The following is a 19,489-nucleotide window of genomic DNA, read 5'->3' as shown; positions in this document are numbered from 1 at the left end:
TGCTTATCCATTAGAGGGTGAGCAGTCCAGCGTCGCCATCCTCGGTTGCGAACGCGAGCAGCGATCCCTTCGCATTCCATGCCAGCGCGGCTATCGGCTCGCCGGCATTTCTGCGCACGAGAATTTCAGCGCCATCCTCGATCCGCACCATCAGGATGGTGCCGTCGCTGTAACCCGCCGCAAAGACTTCTTCCTTCGGATTGCAGGCGACCACCGTCGCCTTGGCCTGCAGCGGGGCGAGCATCAAAGGCTCCTTGCCCATCGGTCCGTCCTTGCTGGCGAACGGCCAGAGGATCACGCTGTCCGACCCGGAAGTGGCGAGGAATTTTCCGCCCGCGCTCCACGACATCGAGCGCACACGGGCGGGATAGCCGGTCATCCGCATGTGACGAGAGTCAGCCAGCCGCCAGCCATGCAGCGCGGATTCATGCATCGAGGTGACGAGAAAGCGGTTATCGGCGCTGAAGGTGACGCCGAGATGCGACCCCTTCCACTCCAGAAACTCGGGCTTCGCGCCCATATTGGGAAACCACAGCGTCACGCCATTGTAATGCGCCACCGCGAGCCGCACGCCCTTCGGCGCAAAGGCCAGACCGCCGACCGTCGACGGCACATCGAGCGATTTCTCGCCACCTTTCGGATTGCGGACAAAGGCAGTCTTTCCGGCGGACCATGCCACTGCGCCATCTGCATGCAGAGCGACATTGTCGATCCAGCGGCGCTTGGCATCGGTCGCGAGCATTTCGGCATTCGCCTTCGCGTCCAGCGCTACCAGCTTGCCGTCATCGCCGCCCATGACGATGCGCTGGCCGTCGGACGCCGAGCATAGGATGCCGCCGCCATGCACGGCGATGGTATTCGTCTCGCCGCCGGTTGCCAGCGTGATACTTTCTTCTGTGCCGACGAACGCGGCGACATCGCCGAGGAAATGCACGGCGGACGCCGGCGCGCTCAACGCAACCTTGGTGACGCGATCGGTGACGGAGACGATGGAAGCCTCTTCCGGAGGCAGGCCGAACTTCGACATCACGCGATGGTCTTCTCAAAGCCCTCGCGGATCGCCTGTTCGGGCAACTCGCGGCCGATGAACACGACGCGGCTTTCGCGCTTCTCGTCGTTGCGCCATTCCCGCTGGTGGTCACCCTCCAGCATCATGTGAACGCCCTGGAACACGTAGCGATCATCGTCGCCCTTGAACGACAGAATGCCCTTCGAGCGCAAGATCTTCTCGCCGTCCTTGGCGACCAGCTCCTGCAGCCACGGCATGAACTTGGTCGGATCGATCGGCTTCTCGGTGCGCAGCGACAGGGACTGCATATCCTCGTCGTGATAGTGCTTCATGCCGCCGTGGGAATGACCGTGGTCGTGGTGATGATGGTCATGGCCGTGATGATCATGATGGTGATGATCGTGGTCATGGCCGCCGTCATCGAGAAACTCCGGCTCGATTTCGAGAATACGGTCGAGATCGAAGGCGCCGCGCTCCAGCACATCGGACAGCGCAACCTGCGCGCGCTGGGTCTTGTGCAGCGTCGCGTAGGGATTGATGGCGCGGATGCGGGCCTCGACCTCGGCGAGTTCCGGCTTGGTCACAAGATCGGTCTTGTTCAGCACGATGACATCGGCGAAGGCGATCTGGTTCTTGGCTTCGGGCGCGTCCTTGAGGCGGTCACTCAGCCACTTGGCGTCGGCCACGGTGACAACCGCGTCGAGCGCGGTCTTCTCGCGCACGTCTTCGTCGACGAAGAAGGTCTGCGCCACGGGAGCAGGATCGGCGAGACCCGTGGTCTCCAGAATAATCGCATCGAACTTGCCCTTGCGCTTCATCAGGCCGTCGATGATGCGCACGAGATCGCCGCGCACGGTGCAGCAGACACAGCCGTTGTTCATCTCGAACACTTCCTCGTCCGCGCCGACGATCAGATCGTTGTCGATGCCGATCTCGCCGAATTCGTTGACGATCACCGCATATTTCTTGCCGTGGTTCTCGGACAGGATGCGGTTCAGAAGCGTGGTCTTTCCGGCACCGAGGTAGCCGGTCAGAACGGTCACGGGAATCTTGGCGGACGAAACAGAGGACATCGGGCGCTCCAGAAACGGACCCCATCCTGAGGAGCGCGCTCCTGCGCGCGTCTCGAAGGATGAGACCGGAAGGGGTGGTCCGCCTCTCCTTCGAGACGCCCGCCTGCGGCGGGCTCCTCAGGATGAGGCGGAGACGGCGCTATCCTTGCGACAGCGCGCTGGTCAGGGCCTTTATATTGTGCCGGACCATATCAATGTAAGTGGGGGCAGGCCCCTTTTCGCCGGTCAGACTGTCCGAATAGAGCGTTCCGCCGATATTGGCCCCGGTCTCGGCGGCGATCCGCCGCATCAGGCGCGGATCGCTGACATTTTCCAGAAAAACAGCCGGAATTTTCTGCTTTCTGATCTGGGTGATGATGGCAGCAATGTCCCTGGCGCTGGGCTCGGATTCGGTCGAAACACCCTGCGGCGCGATGAATTTGATCCCATAGGCGGCGGCGAAATAGCCGAAGGCATCGTGAGTCGAGATCACGCTGCGGCGTTCGGGCGGAATTTTCGCCACCATCTCGCGAACGTCGCGATCCAGCGTGTCGAGCTTTGACAGGTAGGCGGCAGCATTGGCTTTGTATCCCTCCGCACCCGCCGGATCGGCGGCGATCAGGGCATCCCGGATATTGGCGATGTAAATCTTGGCATTCGGCACCGATTGCCATGCATGGGGATCGGCGTCCGATGGATCATGGCTGTGTCCGTCCTCGATCTTCCGCGCTGCAATGTTCTTGGTCGCAACCACCGTCACGGCTTTGCCGCCCGACGACTTGATCAAGCGCGGCAGCCAGCCTTCGAGACCAAGACCGTTAATGATCACCAGCTTGGCGTCGGTGATTTTCTTCGCGTCGGACGGTGTCGGCGTATAGACATGGGTGTCGCTGTTGGGGCCGACCAGCGTCGTGACGTTGACGCGATCGCCGCCGACGTTCTTGGCAAAGTCGCCGAGGATCGAGAATGTCGCGACCACATTGAGAGGGCCGCCGTCCGCCTGTTGTGCGGAAACGGGAGCGGCCGCCAAAGCCAGCGCAGCGATCATGATACTGACAAATCGAAGCACGGTTTTTCCTCACGCTTCGAGATGACGGCCCGGAAACAGCTGACGCACCAGACCGCTGACGCTGCCGAACAGTACCGAGACGATATACAGCATCGCACAGACCAGAATGATCGCCGGTCCCGACGGCACCTTGGTGTGGAACGACAGCAGCAGGCCTGCAAACCCGGACAGTGCAGCACTTGCGACAGCGATGCCGATCATGCCGGTAATGTCGCGCGACCAGAACCGGGCGATGCCAGCGGGCAGGATCATCAGTCCCACGGCGAGCAGAGTGCCCAGCGCGTGAAAGCCGTTGACCAGATTGATGACAACGAGCGCGAGAAACGCCAGATGCGCGGGCGCGCCTGCCCGGCTGACGGTGCGCAAAAAGACCGGATCGACGCATTCGATCACCAGCGGGCGATAGATCACCGCCAGCACCAGCAGCGTAATGGTGGCATTGAACGCAATCACCAGCAGGGTCTGGTCGTCCATCGCCAGAATGTTGCCGAACAGCACATGCAGCAGGTCGATGTTGGTGCCTTTCACTGACACGATGGTGACGCCGAGCGCCAGCGACACCAGATAGAACGCCGCCAGCGAGGCGTCTTCCTTCAGTTCGGTGCTGCGTGCGACGAGCCCGGACAGCAGCGCGACGGTAAAGCCCGCGATCAAACCGCCGAAGGTCATCGCGAACAGGTTGAGGCCCGAGAGCAGGAATCCCACCGCCGCGCCCGGCAAAATCGCGTGAGCCATGGCGTCGCCGACAAGGCTCATCCGCCGCAGCATCAGGAACACCCCGATCGGCGCGCCGCCCAGCGACAGCGCAATCACGCCGGCCAGCGCGCGCCGCATGAATTCGAATTCGGTGAAGGGCGCGATCAGCGCATCATAAATCATGATCGCCTCACGCCGCCTGCGATGGTGTGTCAATGCATGGCGCAGCGCCGTCATCGAAGGCTTCGCACATATGCCGCGCAGCGAGCAGGTTTTCGGCCGTCAGCACATCCGCCGTTTTGCCCCACGCCACCTTTGAGCGCGCCAGCAGCAGCGTCTCGGGGAAATTCGCGCGCACCAATTCCATGTCGTGCAGCGCCGCCAGCACCGTGCGCTTTTCGTCATGCCAGCGCCGCACCAGCGCAATCAGATCCGCCGTGGTTTTCGCGTCGATGGCATTAAACGGCTCGTCGAGCACGATGACGCGCGCGTCTTGCAGCAACACGCGGGCGAACAGCATGCGCTGCATCTGTCCGCCGGACAGGGTGCCGATGGGCCGGTTTTCAAATCCACTCAGTCCGACGGCGGCCAGCGCCTCGGTAATCCGTGCCTGCTCCGCCTTGCCAAGCCCGCCGAAAATGCCGCGGCGGCGCCATAGCCCGGTGCCGACGAAATCGTAGACCGAAATCGGAAAGCTGCGGTCGATGTCGGCGGTTTGCGGCAGGTAGGCGATGTCGCGGGCCTTGAGATGGCCGAGGCCAATGACGCCGGACAGCGGCTTGAGAATGCCGACAATGCCGCGAAACAGCGTGGACTTGCCCGCGCCGTTCGGGCCGACCACTGCCACAAGCGCGCCCGGTGTAACCTCACCGCTGAGATGATGCACGGCGGGATGCCGGTCATAGCCGAGCGTGACGTCGCGGAATGTCAGTTGCGCGGACATGCTCACCTCATGGCCAGCAGCACGACGGCCCACAGCGCTGCGCTGATCGCGGCGGCAGCGGCCAGCCGCCCGCCGAGCGTCATCCGCAGGATCGACCAGTGCAGCGGCTGGGCCGGATGCGGCGCGGCCGGGTCATGGCTGTGTACATGATGACTGTGCCCGTGATGGCCGTGGGAAGGGTCGTGAGTGTGGGTATGCCCGTGCGACTGGGCCATGGTCAGCTTTCCAAACCGGATCAGCGAGCGGTCCGGAAACCCCTCAATTCCAAGAAATGTTATATTATAACATAGCCCGCGTCCACGGTGCCGCAAGGCGGCCCGGACTTATGGTTTCCCGATAAGCATCACCAGGGCGGCAGCCAGAAACGGGAATGGAACCGACACCGCGCACCGGAACCAGACAAAACGGGCCGGCATGAAGGGGATTTCCCACAAGATCACCCGCTGGAATGCGAACAGGGCCCACGCGACCACATAGGCGACCACCTGCGGGGTTCCACCGCCGCTCTTGAGCGCAACCGCCCCGATGGAAAAACCAACCACCGGCCCTCCTGGGGTCGCTGCACCGGCCACCACAGCGGTGGCGACCCCGAGCCATCCGGTGTCCGGCCCAAGGCCGCCGACGATCACCTCGGAAGGAATGATGGCGGCGATGAAGCCCGAGCCGATCACGCCAAGCGCAATGCGCGGCACGATGCCGATGAAATCCATCCCGCCGTTGCGCAACGCCGAGGTCAGCACGGTCTTGTCCTGACGCCACGCAATGATGCTGACGCCGGCCAGCGAGCCCCAGAGCAGGATGTCGATGATCAGCGCGGTCACAGCTTGATCCTGTGACGGACGCGGACATAGACGAAGCGGCCTAGAGCGCCCGCGAGGATCGGCATCGGCAGTGAGATCACGATGCGCCAGAGCGTGAAGTCCGCGCCCATGATCGGCATTTCCCACGCCACCGCGCGGCCGTAGCCGATCAGCGTCCAGCTCACCACCATGGCGATGGTCGCGCCGAAATCGGCGCCGACCGCCAGCAAGGCACTGGCGACGGGATAGGCGGTGAACGGCCCGCCGGGCAGGATGGCGCCGAACGCCGTTCCGATCAGCAGGCCCTTGAGGCCGGATTCCGGACCGAGCGATTTCGACACCTTGTCGTGGGGCAGCACCGCGGCGATCAATCCGCCGAGCAGGCAGCCTGCCAGAACGCGCGGCATGATTTCGCCAAACAGCGAGACGTCGTGGAACAGGATTGCCCAGACACCGTCGATCCCGTCGCGCCGCCAAACCAGCGCGCCGCTGACCACGACCAGCACCGCGATCACGAATGTGGACCAGCCGAACGGCTTGCCCTTTTTCCGCGGCGCGCTCGCCTCAAGGCCCTCCCCGTTATCGGGAGGTTCGGTTTTCACGGACGGTTCGGGCAAGGACGGGATCTTGTTTTTGATTTTTATGCAAAATGCCGCACCAGGGCGAGACCGGCAAAAAGTCCCGCGATGGACAGCGCCACCGATCCCAGCACGTAGAACAGCGCCATCCCGATCTGACCGCGCTCGTAGAGCGTCACAGCATCCAGCGAGAATGCCGAAAACGTGGTGTAGCCACCGAGAATGCCGGTCATGACGAACAGCCGCCACGGCTGCGAGGCCTCACCCTTGAAGGCGAGATAACCTGCGATGATGCCCATCACCAGCGATCCGGTAATGTTCACCACGAACGTGCCATAGGGAAAGTTGAGGCCGCAGGCGCGGGCGCAACCGACATTGACTGTATGACGAAGCGAAGCGCCGAGACCGCCGCCAAGAAAAACCAGAAGATAGTTCATGAAGGCTCACGCCCCGACGTTGCAGAAAAAAGGGGCCGCGAATGCGGCCCCCGATTGAATGCGCCGATCACGCCTTTTCGAACAGGGATTCGACGTATTCCCAGTTCACGAGATGATCGACAAACGCCTTGAGATAATCCGGACGGCGGTTGCGGTAGTCGATGTAGTAGGAATGCTCCCACACATCGACGCCGAGGATCGGCGTTGCGCCATGCACCAGCGGGTTCTCGCCGTTCGGCGTCTTCGACACTTCGAGCTTGCCATTCTTGACCGATAGCCACGCCCAGCCCGAGCCGAACTGACCGGCACCTGCGGCGGCGAAGTCGGTCTTGAACTTTTCGAGACCGCCGAGATCCTCGTCGATCTTCTTGGCGAGCTTGCCGGGCAGCTTGTCACCGCCGCCGTTGGGCTTCATCCAGTTCCAGAAATGGTTGTGATTGTAGTCCTGACCGGCATTGTTGAAGATCGGCGCGTTCTTGCCGAACGATCCCTTCACGATGTCTTCAAGGGACTTGCCTTCAAACTCGGTGCCCTTGATCAGGTTGTTCAGATTGGTCACGTAAGTCTGGTGATGCTTGTCGTGGTGGTACTCGAGCGTCTCCTTCGACATGTACGGCTGGAGCGCGTCGTAAGCATAAGGCAGGTTCGGGAGCGTGAAGGTCATGGGTCTACTTCCGGAAATTGTGGGTGACGAGATGTCAACGCGGCGCACTATAGAAGGTTTCCCGGCAAGGGAAACAGCCATGCGGCCTCAATAGACATATAGCCCCGCCTCGCCTGTGGCGGGGCAGCAATTTGGGAGTATTTTTCAGGCTGTTCTCAGGCCGCTTTCGGCAGCGCACCTGCGAGTTCGTCCTTGGCCTTCGGCGGACGCACATTCATCAGCATCTGGAATGAGCCTGCGATCAATCCGATGATGACGGCAGCCTTCCAGGCCATGTCGTAGCTGCCGAGGTGATCGAAGATCAGCCCGCTGCCCCATGCACCAATGAAGGACCCCACCTGATGACTGAAGAAGGCAATGCCGGTCAGGGTCGCCATGTACCGCAGGCCGAACAGTTGCGCGACCAGACCATTGACCAGCGGAATAACGCCGAGCCAGAGCGATCCCATCACCGCCGCGAAGATCAGCGTCGATGTCGGCGTGGCGGGCAGAATGAAATACACCGCGATCGCCAGCGAACGCACGATATAGACGCCGCCCAGCAACAACTGCTTGGGATACCGGCCGCCGAGCCAGCCGAATGCATACGATCCGAACACGTTGAACAGTCCGACCAGCGCCAGCGCGGTTGCGCCGAGCGACGGATCGAGGCCGCAGATCGCAAGATAGTTCGGCAGATGTGTCGTGATGAAGACAAGCTGCAGGCCGCAGACGAAGAACGCCAGCGCCATGATGACATAGCCGGAGTGCCCGAGCGCGGACTGGAGCACCGCACCGAGCGACTGATTCACGTCATCGGCCTTGTCGATTTCGATCTTGTCGGCGCCGCCCGCGCCGAAGGCCGACGGCAGCATCACGCAGGCAAGGCCGATGAAGCCAACCAGCGCGATCTGCCAACCTGCGGTCGAAATCAGCGCCTGCGCCATCGGCGAGGCGATGACGAGGCCGATCGAACCGGCGGCGGAAATCGCGCCCATGGTGACGCTGCGCTTGGCGGCGGACACCGCGCGCGCCGAGACCGTCATGCTCATGCTCGACGCCGTGCAGGACAGCGCGATGCCGACGCAGATACCCATGCCGAAGGTCAGAGCCAGCGCCGAGGTTGCGAAGATCATGGTGACGAGGCCGAGAACGTAGACCAGAACGCCGGCCAGCATCACGTAACGGGATCCATAGCGATCCGCGAATACCCCGACGAAGGGCTGCGTAATGCCCCACACGATGTTCTGGATAGCGGTCGCCAGCGAGAAGTCGGCACTGGTGATCTGGGTGTCGTGCAGGATCGAGGGCTGGAAAAGCCCGAAGCTCTGCCGCATACCCATGGACAGGCTCAACATCACGGACGCGCCGATCAAGATCGACCACTTCTGATAGGGAGAGAGCTGGGCGGCCTGCATTGTAGAAAAATCTCCTGAGATGACGTCCATCATCGCATCGGAATCGGTATTTTACCATCTGCGCGGAGAACAGGGCTGATGTGCGCGGCGGATAGCAGAAACGGCAAGCAAGAAAATGAGCATCGAGATTGATATTGCGACCGGAGATTCCAGTTGGCCGGCTGTCAAACCGCTGCTCGCGTCGGTCTGGCCGCCCGAGGCCGTCAAGGCCGCGCCATGGGGCCACATCGTCTTCGCCCATGCCGACCTGCGGGTCATGATCGACCTCGACGGCGAGGTCGTCTGCCATGTGGGCATCTATCGCCGCGCCGGCACATGGAATGGCCGCAAAGTCATCATCGGCGGGATAGGCGGCGTGGCGACACGGGAGGACTGCCGGCGGCGGGGTTACGCAGGGCTGGCCATCAGCGCGGCGCTCCATACCCTGACCGAAGAGCGCGCCACCGACTTCGGCATGCTGTTCTGCGAGCCGCACAACAGTGCATTCTATGAAAAACTCGGCTGGCAGAGCTTCAACGGCACCGTCTATGCCGAGCAGCCCTCGTCCGGGCGCGCGACATTCGACGCCATGATCCCTTACGTCTTCAGGATCAAGCGCCTGCTGCGCGAGGGCACCATCGACCTTTGCGGCCTGCCGTGGTGATCTGGGCGAAACAAGAAACCGACCTCGGAGGACATGCCATGACTGACGCACAGACCGATCCGCGCAAGCTGCCGAAAGACGCTCATCCCGCCGTTGCCGCCTCCAACGCCGCCATGCGCGTAGCGCTGCCGTTCGAGGACCGTCAGGATTACGAGGACGCCAGCCGCGGCTTCATCGACACGCTTCCCGACGCCACCGTCACCAATGCGCAGGACCGCGTTGTCTGGACGCTCAAGCCTTACGGCTTCCTTTCACCGGCGGAAGCGCCGCCCACCGTCAATCCAAGCCTGTGGCGGCAGTCGCAGCTCAACATGAACCACGGCCTGTTCGAGGTCCGCGACCGCGTCTATCAGGTGCGCGGCCTCGACATCGCGAACATGACTTTGATCGAAGGCGACACCGGTGTCATCGTGGTCGATACGCTGACATCCACCGAAGGCGCGCGCGCCGGACTTGAACTCTATTTCAAGCATCGCGGACGCAAGCCGGTGAGCGCGGTGATTTACACCCACACGCATACCGATCACTGGGGCGGTGCGCGCGGTGTTCTCAGCGACGAGGACATCACCAGCGGACGCGTTCCGATCATCGCGCCCAACCTGTTCATGGAATTCGCCGTTTCCGAAAACGTGATCGCCGGCAATGCGATGCTGCGGCGGGCGCAGTATCAGTTCGGGCCGTTCATTCCGCGCGGCGCGCGCGGCCAGGTCGATTGCGGCCTCGGCAAGTCGATGGCCGCCGGCACGGTCGCGCTGGTGGCGCCGACCGATCTTGTGATGGCGACCGGCGACACACGGACGATCGACGGCCTCGAATTCGTGTTCCAGATGGCGCCGGAGAGCGAGGCACCCGCCGAATTCCATTTCTATCTGCCGCAGTTGAAGGTTCTCAACATGGCGGAGAATGCCTCGCATAACTTCCACAACCTGCTGCCCTTCCGGGGTTCGGAAGTCCGCAATGCGCTGGCCTGGTCCGGCTATCTGAATGAAGCACTGCAGATGTGGGGCGATGACGCCGAAATTCTGGTCGGCCAGCATCACTGGCCGGTCTGGAGCAACGCGCGCGTGCAGACTCATCTGAAACAGCAGCGCGACCTCTACAAGTTCGCGCACGACCAGACGCTGCGCATGATCAATCACGGCATGACAGCGTCCGAGATTGCCGAGACGATCCAACTGCCGAAGAGCCTCGAAGGCGCGTGGCACACGCGCGGCTACTACGGCCACATCCGTCACAACGTGAAGGCGATCTATCAGCGCACGCTCGGCTGGTACGATTCCAATCCGGCCAACCTCGATCCGCTTCCGCCTGTCGCGCTCGGTAAGAAACTCGTTGCCTATATGGGCGGCGCGGAGCGCGTGCTGGCGAAAGCAAAGGAGGACTTGGTCGCCGGCGAATTCCGGATCGTCGCGGAAGTTCTCAATCATTTGGTGTTCGCCGAACCGGACAACGAAGCCGCACGGCTGCTGCTGGCCGACACCTATGAACAGCTTGGCTACGCCAGCGAAAGCGCGACCTGGCGCAACGCCTATCTGTTCGGCGCGCAGGAGCTGCGCCACGGCATGCCCAAGGTGCCGAGCCGCAGTCCGATTTCAAACGACACGGTGCGCGCGCTGCACACCGGCCAGTTGTTCGAATATCTTGGCGTGCGCCTCAACGGCCCGAAAGCCGAAGGCAAGACCATCGTGCTGAACTGGGAGTTCACCGGCAGCGGCGAGCGCTTCGTGCTCAATCTGGAGAACTGCGCGCTCACCCATACCAGCGGGCGTCACGCGGCCCATGCCGACGCGACCATCGCGCTCGACCGCACGACCTTCAACGAACTGGTGCTGCAGACATCGACCTTGGCCGATGCCGTGACGGCCGGAAAAGCCCGCGTCAGCGGAAATGCGTCGCGCTTCGACGAGTTGATGGCGCTGATGGATAACTTCGAGCGCATGTTCGAGATCGTCGAGCCGCGGACGCGGCGCAATTCCTGACAGCGCTGCGGCATCTCTGCCGCCCTGGCCGCTGGTATAACGATTGTCTCGTATACCAGTTTGCGCTAGACACCGGAGGCTCCTGCCAACGGGAGCCATTTCCCCTGTCATTTCAAGGGTCTTGCTGGTGCCTCCGTCTGGCCCGGTGCGGATTTTGATGTGATGGACATGTCCGGCCGTAGGCCGGAGCATTAAAACCATTTTGTGGACGAGTGAGCATGGCGCGCAACATTCTGATTCTCGGAGCCTCCTACGGCTCGCTGCTTGGCACGAAACTTCTGATGGCCGGTCACAACGTGACCCTGGTGTGCCGCAGGAACACTGCCGATCTCATCAACCGCGATGGCACTGAAGTGCGCATCAAGCTGCGCGACGAGCCGACCCATCGCTCGATCTTCTCGCGCACCCTGCCCGGCAAGCTGGACGCCACCTCGCCCGACAAGGTCGATCTGTCGCGCTACGACATGGTCGCTCTGGCGATGCAGGAGCCGCAGTACACCAACCACACCATCCGCGTTCTGATGATCAAGATCGCGGCGGCGAATCTGCCCTGCCTCTCGATCATGAACATGCCGCCGCTGCCGTATCTCAAGCGCATTCCGGCGCTGGCGAACATGGACCTCGAAGAGGCCTACACCAACGCGCAGGTCTGGGAACGCTTCAAGCCGGGCCTGGTGACGCTGTGCTCGCCCGATCCGCAGGCCTTCCGTCCGCCGGAAGAAGGCGCCAACGTGCTTCATGTCGGCCTGCCGACCAACTTCAAGGCAGCGACCTTCGAGGACGAAGCCCATAACAAGCTGCTGCGCGAACTGGAAGCCGACATCGACGCTGTGAAGCTCGACGGTCAGGACGTGCCGGTGAAGCTGAAGGTGTTCGACTCGCTGTTCGTTCCGCTGGCGAAGTGGTCGATGCTGCTCACCGGAAACTATCGCTGCATCACCCCGACCGATCCGCGCCCGATCCGCGATGCCGTGCATGGCGACCTGAACCTGTCGAAGTCGATCTACAATCACGTCGACGCCATCGCGCGCAAGCTCGGCGCGGAAGCGGAAGACCAGGTGCCGTTCGAAAAGTATGCCAAGGCCGCAGAAAGCCTGCTCAAGCCCTCGTCGGCGGCGCGTGCGGTCGCGAGCGGCGCTCCCTTTATCGAGCGCGTCGATCTGCTGGTGAAGCTGATCTCGCATCAGATCGACATGCCGAATGCCGAGATCGACCGCACCGTGCAGGTGGTCGATCAGAAACTGAGCGAGAAGATTGTTGTTGGTGGCGGCGGCTAGTCGCCTGCCGTTTAAAACACCAATCCCCAAAAAGCCCTTCCAGATACATCATCTGGAAGGGCTTTTCTTTTGTCGTCCCGGCAATGATGCAACCCTGCCCGCACCTATCAAGCGGCGCGTGGGTGCGTTATGACTTTCGCCGACCAAACATCGAGAAAACATTCACGGGAGAAACTTTGTATGAAACATCATGCTTACGTGCCGCGCGCGACCAGCTACGGACTCAATCCGGGCGATGAACTCAACGATCTGCGAATGTCGGATCAGGTCCGCCCGCTGTTCGAGCACGTCAAGAAGTTCATCCGCGAAACTGTCGATCCTATGCTGGTCGAATACACCAAGCACGGCGAAGGCAAGAAGGATCGCTGGAGCTTCACGCAGGGTCAACTCGATGTTCTTGGAAAAGCCAAGGCGAAGGCCAAGGAAGAAGGTCTTTGGAACTTCTTCCTGCCGGACAGCGAAACCGGTGAAGGCCTGAAGAACCTCGACTACGCTTACATTGCGGTCGAGCTTGCGAAGAACCCGCTGGCCTCCGAAACCATGAACTGCTCCGCGCCGGACACCGGCAACATGGAAGTGCTGGAGCGCGTCGGCACCAAGGAGCAGAAGGAAAAGTGGTTGAAGCCGCTGCTGAACGGCGAAATCCGTTCGGCCTATGCCATGACCGAGCCTGCCGTCGCGTCGTCGGACGCCAAGAACATCACCACCACCGCGAAGCTCGACGGCAACGAGTGGGTCATCAACGGCGAGAAGTACTACATCTCCGGTCTTGGCGATCCGCGCTGCAAGATTATGATCGCGATGGTGAAGACCAATCCCGATGCGCCGCGCGGCAAGCAGCAGTCGCAGATTCTGGTGCCCGTCGACACGCCCGGCGTCGAGGTCATCGGCCCGATGCATGTGTTCGGTGCCGACCATGCGCCGCGCGGGCACATGCACATGCGCTTCAACAATGTCCGCGTGCCGAAGGAAAACATCCTGCTCGGCGAAGGCCGCGGCTTCGAGATTTCGCAGGTCCGCCTCGGGCCGGGCCGCATTCATCACTGCATGCGCACCATCGGCAAGGCGGAGAAGGCGCTCGACCTGATGGTAGCGCGCGGCCTGACCCGCGAAGCCTTCGGCAAGCCGCTCGCCCATCTCGGCGGGAATCTGCAGATCATCGCGCAGGCCCGCTGCGAGATCGAAGCCATGCGCCTGATGGTGCTCAAGGCCGCGAAAGCAATGGACGTGCTGGGCAACAAGGAAGCGCGCGTCTGGGTCAGCATGGTCAAGGCCATGGTACCGGAGCGCACCTGCAAGATCATCGACCAGGCGATCCAGATCCACGGCGCCACCGGCATCTCCGAATGGACGCCGCTTGCCGACATGTACGCCGACGTGCGCCATCTTCGCTTCGCCGACGGCCCAGATGAGGTGCACTGGATGGTGGTCGGCCGCCACGAACTCAGCATGGCGTGAGCCGCCTGATCGGAACTTCGATGAAAAACAAAAAGCCGCCCGAAAGGGCGGCTTTTTAGCTGATAATTCAGCAACTTGGTTGCGGGGGCTGGATTTGAACCAACGACCTTCAGGTTATGAGCCTGACGAGCTACCGGGCTGCTCCACCCCGCGATAAACCGGTGCAAGCCTTCTTGGGCAGACGGACGACAAGTCAACGCCAAAGGCGTCGTTCCAACCCGTCCGGAGGCGAGAGAAGGCAACCAGGGCAAAGCCCGTGGTGCGAGGGGTATGTACCAACGCCACCCCGCTTTGGAAAGGCCTGCGGGCGATCTTTTTCACGATTTTATGACGCCCCGCCAAAGGCCTGATCCCGGGGCATTTTTGCCGCCGGACTTGCCAAGCAGGCTTTGAGCGATCAGCCTTCAGCCAACAAAATGTCGGACCTCTGGAACCGGCTCCAACAGGCTCAGGGAAGCGCGAGGAAACGCATGAACCAGATTGTGAGGAATCCTGCCACGGGCGGCATCGAGGATGTGTTCCACCGTGCCGTCGCCCTGTCGCGGGCCGCTGAACCCACGCTTGCCGAGCGGCGCGACCGGCTTGCCCGGCTCCGCGCGCTGGTGGCCGCAAACGAGACCCGGTTCGCGGACGCGATTTCCGCCGATTTCGGCAACCGCTCGACGACCGAGACCCTGATCGCCGAAACGCTGTTCGTGCTCGCGGAAATCAAGCATGCGACCAAACATCTCGACCGCTGGATGGCGCCAAAACATGTCGCGACCGAGCTGCAGTACTTTCCCGCGAAGAACACGTTGATCCCGCAACCGCTCGGCGTGGTCGGCATCATCGCGCCCTGGAATTACCCGCTGCAATTGACGCTCGCGCCTGCGGTCGCGGCGATTGCCGCCGGCAACCGCGTCATGATCAAGCCCAGCGAACTGGTGCCGCAATTCTCGGCGCTGCTGCAAGAGCTGATCGCGGAAAAATTCGACGACACCGAACTGACGGTCACCGGAATCGACGGTGACATTTCCGAGCGCTTCGCGGCGCTGCCGTTCGATCATCTGATCTTCACCGGCTCGACCCGTGTCGGGCGGCTGGTGGCCGAGACCGCGGGCCGTAACCTGACCCCGGTGACATTGGAGCTTGGCGGCAAGTCCCCCGCCATCATCGACCGTTCCGCCAATATTGCGGAGGCCGCCGAGCGCATCGTTTACGGCAAGCTGATGAATGCCGGGCAGACCTGCATCGCGCCCGACTATGTGCTGATCGCGCCGAACGCCATGGACGAGTTCGTCGCCAGGGCCAACAGCGTGGTCGCGCGCATGTTCGGCACCAGCCCCGACAACAAGGACTACACCTCTGTCGTGTCGGACAAACATTATGCCCGGCTCGAAGGTCTGGTGCAGGATGCCGCCGCCCATGGCGCGACCATCGTTCAGCCCGCGAAGCCCGACGATCCGGCCTGGAAATCGAAACGCAAATTTCCGCCGACCTTCGTCCGCGGCGCCACTACCGACATGAAGGTGATGCAGGAGGAAATTTTCGGACCCATCCTGCCGGTGTTTGCCTGCGAGAGCACCGATGCGGCCATCGCGCATATCAACGCCAATGACCGTCCGCTGGCGCTCTACTGGTTCGGCAAGGACAATGCCGCGCGCGATCGTGTTCTGGCGCGCACCGTCTCCGGCGGGGTCACCATCAATGATTGCCTGTTTCATTTCGTGCAGGCCAATCAGCCGATGGGCGGCGTCGGCGCGTCCGGCATCGGCGCCTATCATGGCGAATGGGGTTTCCGCACCCTGAGCAAGATGAAGCCGGTGTTCTACCGCTCGCCGCTCAATCGCCTCGCCGACCTTTATCCGCCTTACGGCAGCAAGATCGCGCGTCTGATCAAGCTGCTGCGTTTCATGTCGTAATCATTCTGGAATCCGACCGGCCTCAAAGCCGGCGTCAAAAATACTGCCTAGAAAAGTTGGGGGGACATGAGGATGACGGACACGTTCGATTACGTGGTGGTGGGCGCGGGCTCCGGTGGCTGCGCAGTCGCAAGCCGGCTGTCGGAAGATCCCAATGTCTCTGTCGCCCTGCTGGAAGCCGGCGGCAAGGACGACAACTGGGTCGTCACCACGCCCGGCGCGCTGATCCTGATGGTGTCAGGCCCGGTCAACAACTGGTCGTTCGAGACCGTGCCGCAGCCCGGCCTCAACGGCCGCAAGGGCTATCAGCCGCGCGGCAAGGGCCTCGGCGGATCGTCCGCCATCAATGCGATGTGCTACATCCGCGGCCACAAGGCCGATTACGACCGCTGGGCCGCCATGGGCAACATCGGCTGGTCCTATGAGGATGTGCTGCCTTACTTCAAGCGCTCCGAAGACAACAGCGAGCTTGACGGCTTTTATCACGGCAAGGGCGGCCCGCTCAGTGTCACGAAGCTGCAGACCGACAATCCCGTGCAGGATATTTATCTGCAGGCCGCACGCGAAGCGCAGTTTCGCATCAACGAGGATTTCAACGGCGCGGAACAGGAAGGTCTCGGCGTCTATCAGGTGACGCAGAAGAACGGCGAGCGCTGGAGCGCCGCACGCGGCTACATCCATCCATTCATGGAGAGCCGCAAGAACCTCCACGTCATCACCGGTGCGCACGCAACCCGCATCCTGTTCGATGGCAAGCGCGCGACCGGCATCGAATATCGTCAGGGCAAGGAGACGAAGCAGGTCAAGGCACGGCAGGAAATCGTGCTTGGCCTCGGCGCATTCCAGACACCGCAACTGCTGATGCTGTCCGGCATCGGCGACAGGGATGACCTCGCCAAACATGGCATCGCCCCGGTTCATCACCTGCCCGGCGTCGGCAAGAACCTGCACGACCATCCCGATTTCGTGTTCGGCTTCCGCTCCGACAATCCGAACTTCACCGGCCTGACCTTCCCGGGCATCCGGCGCATCATCAAGTCGATCTTCCAGTACCGGCGCGAGCGCCGCGGCCCGATGACCTCGAACATCGCCGAATGCGGCGGGTTTCTGAAAACCCGGCCCGATCTGGATTTGCCGGACATCCAGTTGCACTTCTGCATGGCGGTGGTGAACAACCATGGCCGCACGCCGTTTTTCGGCAGCGGCTTCTCCTGCCATGTCTGCCTGCTACGCCCGAAAAGCCGAGGCAGCGTCTGGCTGCAGAGCGCCGATCCGATGCAGCCGCCCGCGATCGATCCGAATTTCTTCGGCGATCCCGCCGATCTCGAAGCGATGGTCGCCGGGTTCAGAACCACCAGGCGCCTGCTCGATGCGCCTGCGCTGAAAGCGATCCAGACCTCGGACGCCTTTACCGCCGGCGTGGAAACCGACGAGCAGATTCGCGACGCCCTGCGCGCGCGGACGGATACGGTCTATCACCCGGTGGGCACCTGCAAGATGGGCGTCAATGATCCGATGGCCGTGGTCGACCCGAGCCTGAAGGTCTACGGGGTCGAGGGCCTGCGCATCGCGGATGCCTCGATCATGCCCGACATCATCGGCGGCAATACCAACGCACCGACCATCATGATCGGCGAGAAGGCCGCCGACATGATCAGGGCAGAGATGCGCGTTCACTGATTGCGCCCCCACCCGCAATGAGGCAAGACGCTTACCGTAGAACGGCAAAGGTCCGATGATTGGCCTCGACCCGGCAATAAAGACAACGAAAAGGAACGATCCATGGATCTCGGAATTTCAGGACGGCATGCGATTGTCTGCGCGGCAAGCAAGGGACTGGGCCGCGCCTGCGCCATCGCGCTCGCCAATGAAGGCGTTCATGTCACCATCACCGCGCGCGGTGCCGAAGCACTGGGCAAGACCGCGGCGCATATCCGCAAGCTCAATCCCAACGTGACGGTGACGGAAGTCGTCGGCGATATCACCACGCCGGAAGGCCGCGAGGCCGCGCTGAAAGCCTGCCCCAATCCGGACATCCTGATCAACAATGCCGGCGGCCCGCCCCCCGGCGATTTCCGCAACTGGACCCGCGACGACTGGATCAAGGCCATCGACGCCAACATGCTCACCCCGATCGAGCTGATCAAGGCAACGGTCGACGGCATGATGGCGCGCAAGTTCGGCCGCATCGTCAACATCACCTCCGCCGCCGTGAAGGCCCCGATCGACATTCTGGGCCTGTCGAATGGCGCGCGCTCCGGCCTCACCGGCTTTGTCGCCGGCCTCGCCCGCAAGACGGTGATCAACAACGTCACCATCAACGGACTGCTGCCCGGCCCGTTCGATACCGACCGCGTGCGCGGCCCGATGCTGGAAGCCGCCGCAAAGGCGCAAGGCATTTCGCCGGACGAAGTGCTCAAGCAGCGGATGAAAGCCAACCCCGCGGGCCGCTTCGGCGATCCTGAAGAATTCGGCCTCGCCTGCGCGTTTCTCTGCGGCGCCAAGTCCGGTTTCATCACCGGACAGAACCTGCTGATGGACGGCGGCGCCTATCCCGGCACGATGTAAAACGCCGGACGCACGATCATCACACATGCTCCCTCGGGTGAAACACCCGAGGGCAAGAACAAGTGACCGGGAGTTGACGACATGCAGTGGACCGTGGGCCGGGTCAAAATCACCAATGTCGTGGAGATTGGCGCGACCGGCGGCACGCGGTTTATTCTTCCGCAGGCGACGCCCCAGGAAGCGCAGAACATGCCATGGCTGGTGCCGCACTATGCCAATGCGGAGGGCCGCCTGCGGCTCAACGTCCAGTCCTGGATCGTGGAAACACCGACGCACAAGATCATTGTCGATACCTGCATCGGCAACGACAAGGCGGGCCGTTCTGTGCCCGCATGGAACGGACTGAACAAGCCGTTCCTGAATGATCTCGCCGCTGCAGGGTATCCGCCCGAGACCATCGACACGGTGCTCTGCACGCACCTGCATGTGGATCATGTCGGCTGGAATACGAAACTCGTGGACGGCAAGTGGGCGCCGACATTCGCCAATGCCCGCTATCTGTTCGGCAAGACCGAATACGAGCACTGGGCCGCGCATAGTCCGGAGGGCGAACACCAGGCGGTGTTCGAGGACTCGGTGCAGCCGATTGTCGATGCCGGACGCGCCGACCTGATCGGCAGCGATCACCGCATCGGTGACGAAGTCACCCTGATCGCGACCCCCGGACACACACCCGGCCACATGAGCATTCTGGTCACATCCGATGGCCAGCAGGCGTTGCTGACTGGTGACGTTGCCCATCACCCTTGTCAGATGGCGCATCTGGACTGGTCATCGACTGCGGATTCCGATCCGGTGCAATCCATCGAGTCCCGGAAAATGCTGTTTTCACGTTTCGCGGATACGCCGACCCTGGTGTTTGGCGGCCACTACGACCCCGGACACATTGTGCGCGACGGCGACGCTTTCCGGCTGATCGCGGCTGCGAAATGAGCGCGCTGCACAACGCCGGGAAAGGTTGAATTTCCCCTCGCCCTGTCGCATGAAACATCCGACGAATGAAACATCTGGCAAGAAC

19 protein-coding genes and 1 tRNA gene are annotated in these 19,489 nt (G+C 62.2%); 8 read left to right on the top strand and 12 right to left on the bottom strand.

Going from position 1 to position 19,489, the window contains the following annotated elements:
* Positions 1 to 10: 10 nt before the first annotated feature.
* From HMPREF9696_RS18660 to HMPREF9696_RS18610, 11 genes are all read right to left on the bottom strand, one after another.
* Positions 11 to 1,027: a WD40 repeat domain-containing protein gene (locus HMPREF9696_RS18660; protein WP_002714604.1), complete on the bottom strand. Its 1,017-nt coding sequence runs from the start codon at positions 1,025 to 1,027 to the stop codon at positions 11 to 13.
* Positions 1,027 to 2,082, bottom strand: coding sequence for a CobW family GTP-binding protein (locus HMPREF9696_RS18655; RefSeq protein WP_002714603.1), 1,056 nt, complete (start codon positions 2,080 to 2,082; stop codon positions 1,027 to 1,029). Before HMPREF9696_RS18655 ends, HMPREF9696_RS18660 begins: the two co-directional genes overlap by 1 nt.
* A 139-nt stretch (positions 2,083 to 2,221) precedes the next feature.
* Positions 2,222 to 3,130: a metal ABC transporter substrate-binding protein gene (locus HMPREF9696_RS18650; protein WP_002714602.1), complete on the bottom strand. Its 909-nt coding sequence runs from the start codon at positions 3,128 to 3,130 to the stop codon at positions 2,222 to 2,224.
* Positions 3,131 to 3,139: 9 nt separating this feature from the next.
* Positions 3,140 to 4,009 (bottom strand): metal ABC transporter permease, encoded by an 870-nt coding sequence (locus tag HMPREF9696_RS18645; RefSeq protein WP_002714601.1) that lies wholly within the window; start codon positions 4,007 to 4,009, stop codon positions 3,140 to 3,142.
* Positions 4,010 to 4,016: 7 nt separating this feature from the next.
* Entirely contained in the window at positions 4,017 to 4,769 is a 753-nt protein-coding gene (locus tag HMPREF9696_RS18640) for a metal ABC transporter ATP-binding protein (protein WP_002714600.1), read from the bottom strand.
* Between the two features lie 2 nt (positions 4,770 to 4,771).
* On the bottom strand, positions 4,772 to 4,984 hold the full coding sequence (locus tag HMPREF9696_RS18635) for a hypothetical protein (RefSeq protein ID WP_002714599.1): 213 nt from the start codon (positions 4,982 to 4,984) through the stop codon (positions 4,772 to 4,774).
* 108 nt (positions 4,985 to 5,092) lie between these two features.
* On the bottom strand, positions 5,093 to 5,590 hold the full coding sequence (locus HMPREF9696_RS18630; protein WP_002714598.1) for a hypothetical protein: 498 nt from the start codon (positions 5,588 to 5,590) through the stop codon (positions 5,093 to 5,095).
* A complete protein-coding gene (locus tag HMPREF9696_RS18625; RefSeq protein WP_002714597.1) occupies positions 5,587 to 6,171 on the bottom strand; it encodes a permease in 585 nt (194 codons plus the stop codon). Before HMPREF9696_RS18625 ends, HMPREF9696_RS18630 begins: the two co-directional genes overlap by 4 nt.
* A gap of 38 nt (positions 6,172 to 6,209) precedes the next feature.
* Complete coding sequence (gene crcB / locus HMPREF9696_RS18620; protein WP_002714596.1) at positions 6,210 to 6,584, bottom strand: fluoride efflux transporter CrcB; 375 nt, start codon at positions 6,582 to 6,584, stop codon at positions 6,210 to 6,212.
* Between the two features lie 67 nt (positions 6,585 to 6,651).
* Positions 6,652 to 7,248, bottom strand: a complete 597-nt coding sequence (locus HMPREF9696_RS18615) for a superoxide dismutase (protein WP_002714595.1) — start codon at positions 7,246 to 7,248, stop codon at positions 6,652 to 6,654.
* Between the two features lie 155 nt (positions 7,249 to 7,403).
* The gene (locus HMPREF9696_RS18610; protein WP_002714594.1) at positions 7,404 to 8,645 is read right to left on the bottom strand and encodes an MFS transporter; all 1,242 of its coding nucleotides are present in this window, start codon (positions 8,643 to 8,645) and stop codon (positions 7,404 to 7,406) included.
* 115 nt (positions 8,646 to 8,760) lie between these two features.
* Here HMPREF9696_RS18610 and HMPREF9696_RS18605 point away from each other — a divergent pair, with 115 nt between their 5' ends.
* From HMPREF9696_RS18605 to HMPREF9696_RS18590, 4 genes are all read left to right on the top strand, one after another.
* A complete protein-coding gene (locus tag HMPREF9696_RS18605) occupies positions 8,761 to 9,288 on the top strand; it encodes a GNAT family N-acetyltransferase (RefSeq protein WP_002714593.1) in 528 nt (175 codons plus the stop codon).
* A gap of 38 nt (positions 9,289 to 9,326) precedes the next feature.
* Entirely contained in the window at positions 9,327 to 11,267 is a 1,941-nt protein-coding gene (locus tag HMPREF9696_RS18600) for an alkyl/aryl-sulfatase (RefSeq protein ID WP_002714592.1), read from the top strand.
* A gap of 218 nt (positions 11,268 to 11,485) precedes the next feature.
* Positions 11,486 to 12,544 (top strand): ketopantoate reductase family protein, encoded by a 1,059-nt coding sequence (locus tag HMPREF9696_RS18595; protein ID WP_002714591.1) that lies wholly within the window; start codon positions 11,486 to 11,488, stop codon positions 12,542 to 12,544.
* A gap of 180 nt (positions 12,545 to 12,724) precedes the next feature.
* Positions 12,725 to 14,002, top strand: coding sequence for an acyl-CoA dehydrogenase family protein (locus HMPREF9696_RS18590; RefSeq protein ID WP_002714590.1), 1,278 nt, complete (start codon positions 12,725 to 12,727; stop codon positions 14,000 to 14,002).
* Between the two features lie 76 nt (positions 14,003 to 14,078).
* On the opposite strand, the gene HMPREF9696_RS18585 is transcribed toward HMPREF9696_RS18590, so the two are convergent.
* A tRNA-Met gene (locus HMPREF9696_RS18585) sits at positions 14,079 to 14,155 on the bottom strand.
* Positions 14,156 to 14,472: 317 nt separating this feature from the next.
* Between HMPREF9696_RS18585 and HMPREF9696_RS18580 the strand changes: the two genes are divergently transcribed.
* The 4 genes from HMPREF9696_RS18580 to HMPREF9696_RS18565 all read left to right on the top strand — a co-directional run bounded on the left by HMPREF9696_RS18580 (position 14,473) and on the right by HMPREF9696_RS18565 (position 19,404).
* On the top strand, positions 14,473 to 15,903 hold the full coding sequence (locus tag HMPREF9696_RS18580) for a coniferyl aldehyde dehydrogenase (RefSeq protein WP_002714589.1): 1,431 nt from the start codon (positions 14,473 to 14,475) through the stop codon (positions 15,901 to 15,903).
* 72 nt (positions 15,904 to 15,975) lie between these two features.
* On the top strand, positions 15,976 to 17,583 hold the full coding sequence (locus HMPREF9696_RS18575; protein WP_002714588.1) for a GMC family oxidoreductase: 1,608 nt from the start codon (positions 15,976 to 15,978) through the stop codon (positions 17,581 to 17,583).
* A gap of 102 nt (positions 17,584 to 17,685) precedes the next feature.
* A complete protein-coding gene (locus HMPREF9696_RS18570; RefSeq protein WP_002714587.1) occupies positions 17,686 to 18,471 on the top strand; it encodes an SDR family oxidoreductase in 786 nt (261 codons plus the stop codon).
* A gap of 81 nt (positions 18,472 to 18,552) precedes the next feature.
* Positions 18,553 to 19,404, top strand: a complete 852-nt coding sequence (locus HMPREF9696_RS18565; protein WP_002714586.1) for an MBL fold metallo-hydrolase — start codon at positions 18,553 to 18,555, stop codon at positions 19,402 to 19,404.
* Positions 19,405 to 19,489 lie beyond the last annotated feature (85 nt).

Origin of the sequence: Afipia clevelandensis ATCC 49720, assembly GCF_000336555.1 — a bacterium.
Lineage (GTDB): Bacteria > Pseudomonadota > Alphaproteobacteria > Rhizobiales > Xanthobacteraceae > Afipia > Afipia clevelandensis.
Note: the sequence above shows the minus strand (reverse complement) of the source record. Positions and strands in the feature narration are given on the sequence as shown.

Excerpts from the sequence above, each read along its gene's own strand:
- HMPREF9696_RS18660 (WP_002714604.1), bottom strand. The coding sequence starts at position 1,027 with ATGTCGAAGTTCGGCCTGCCTCCGGAAGAGGCTTCCATCGTCTCCGTC.
- HMPREF9696_RS18655 (WP_002714603.1), bottom strand. The coding sequence starts at position 2,082 with ATGTCCTCTGTTTCGTCCGCCAAGATTCCCGTGACCGTTCTGACCGGC.
- HMPREF9696_RS18645 (WP_002714601.1), bottom strand. The coding sequence starts at position 4,009 with ATGATTTATGATGCGCTGATCGCGCCCTTCACCGAATTCGAATTCATG.
- HMPREF9696_RS18640 (WP_002714600.1), bottom strand. The coding sequence starts at position 4,769 with ATGTCCGCGCAACTGACATTCCGCGACGTCACGCTCGGCTATGACCGG.
- HMPREF9696_RS18635 (WP_002714599.1), bottom strand. The coding sequence starts at position 4,984 with ATGGCCCAGTCGCACGGGCATACCCACACTCACGACCCTTCCCACGGC.
- crcB (WP_002714596.1), bottom strand. The coding sequence starts at position 6,584 with ATGAACTATCTTCTGGTTTTTCTTGGCGGCGGTCTCGGCGCTTCGCTT.
- HMPREF9696_RS18615 (WP_002714595.1), bottom strand. The coding sequence starts at position 7,248 with ATGACCTTCACGCTCCCGAACCTGCCTTATGCTTACGACGCGCTCCAG.
- HMPREF9696_RS18610 (WP_002714594.1), bottom strand. The coding sequence starts at position 8,645 with ATGCAGGCCGCCCAGCTCTCTCCCTATCAGAAGTGGTCGATCTTGATC.
- HMPREF9696_RS18605 (WP_002714593.1), top strand. The coding sequence starts at position 8,761 with ATGAGCATCGAGATTGATATTGCGACCGGAGATTCCAGTTGGCCGGCT.
- HMPREF9696_RS18600 (WP_002714592.1), top strand. The coding sequence starts at position 9,327 with ATGACTGACGCACAGACCGATCCGCGCAAGCTGCCGAAAGACGCTCAT.
- HMPREF9696_RS18595 (WP_002714591.1), top strand. The coding sequence starts at position 11,486 with ATGGCGCGCAACATTCTGATTCTCGGAGCCTCCTACGGCTCGCTGCTT.
- HMPREF9696_RS18590 (WP_002714590.1), top strand. The coding sequence starts at position 12,725 with ATGAAACATCATGCTTACGTGCCGCGCGCGACCAGCTACGGACTCAAT.
- HMPREF9696_RS18580 (WP_002714589.1), top strand. The coding sequence starts at position 14,473 with ATGAACCAGATTGTGAGGAATCCTGCCACGGGCGGCATCGAGGATGTG.
- HMPREF9696_RS18575 (WP_002714588.1), top strand. The coding sequence starts at position 15,976 with ATGACGGACACGTTCGATTACGTGGTGGTGGGCGCGGGCTCCGGTGGC.
- HMPREF9696_RS18570 (WP_002714587.1), top strand. The coding sequence starts at position 17,686 with ATGGATCTCGGAATTTCAGGACGGCATGCGATTGTCTGCGCGGCAAGC.
- HMPREF9696_RS18565 (WP_002714586.1), top strand. The coding sequence starts at position 18,553 with ATGCAGTGGACCGTGGGCCGGGTCAAAATCACCAATGTCGTGGAGATT.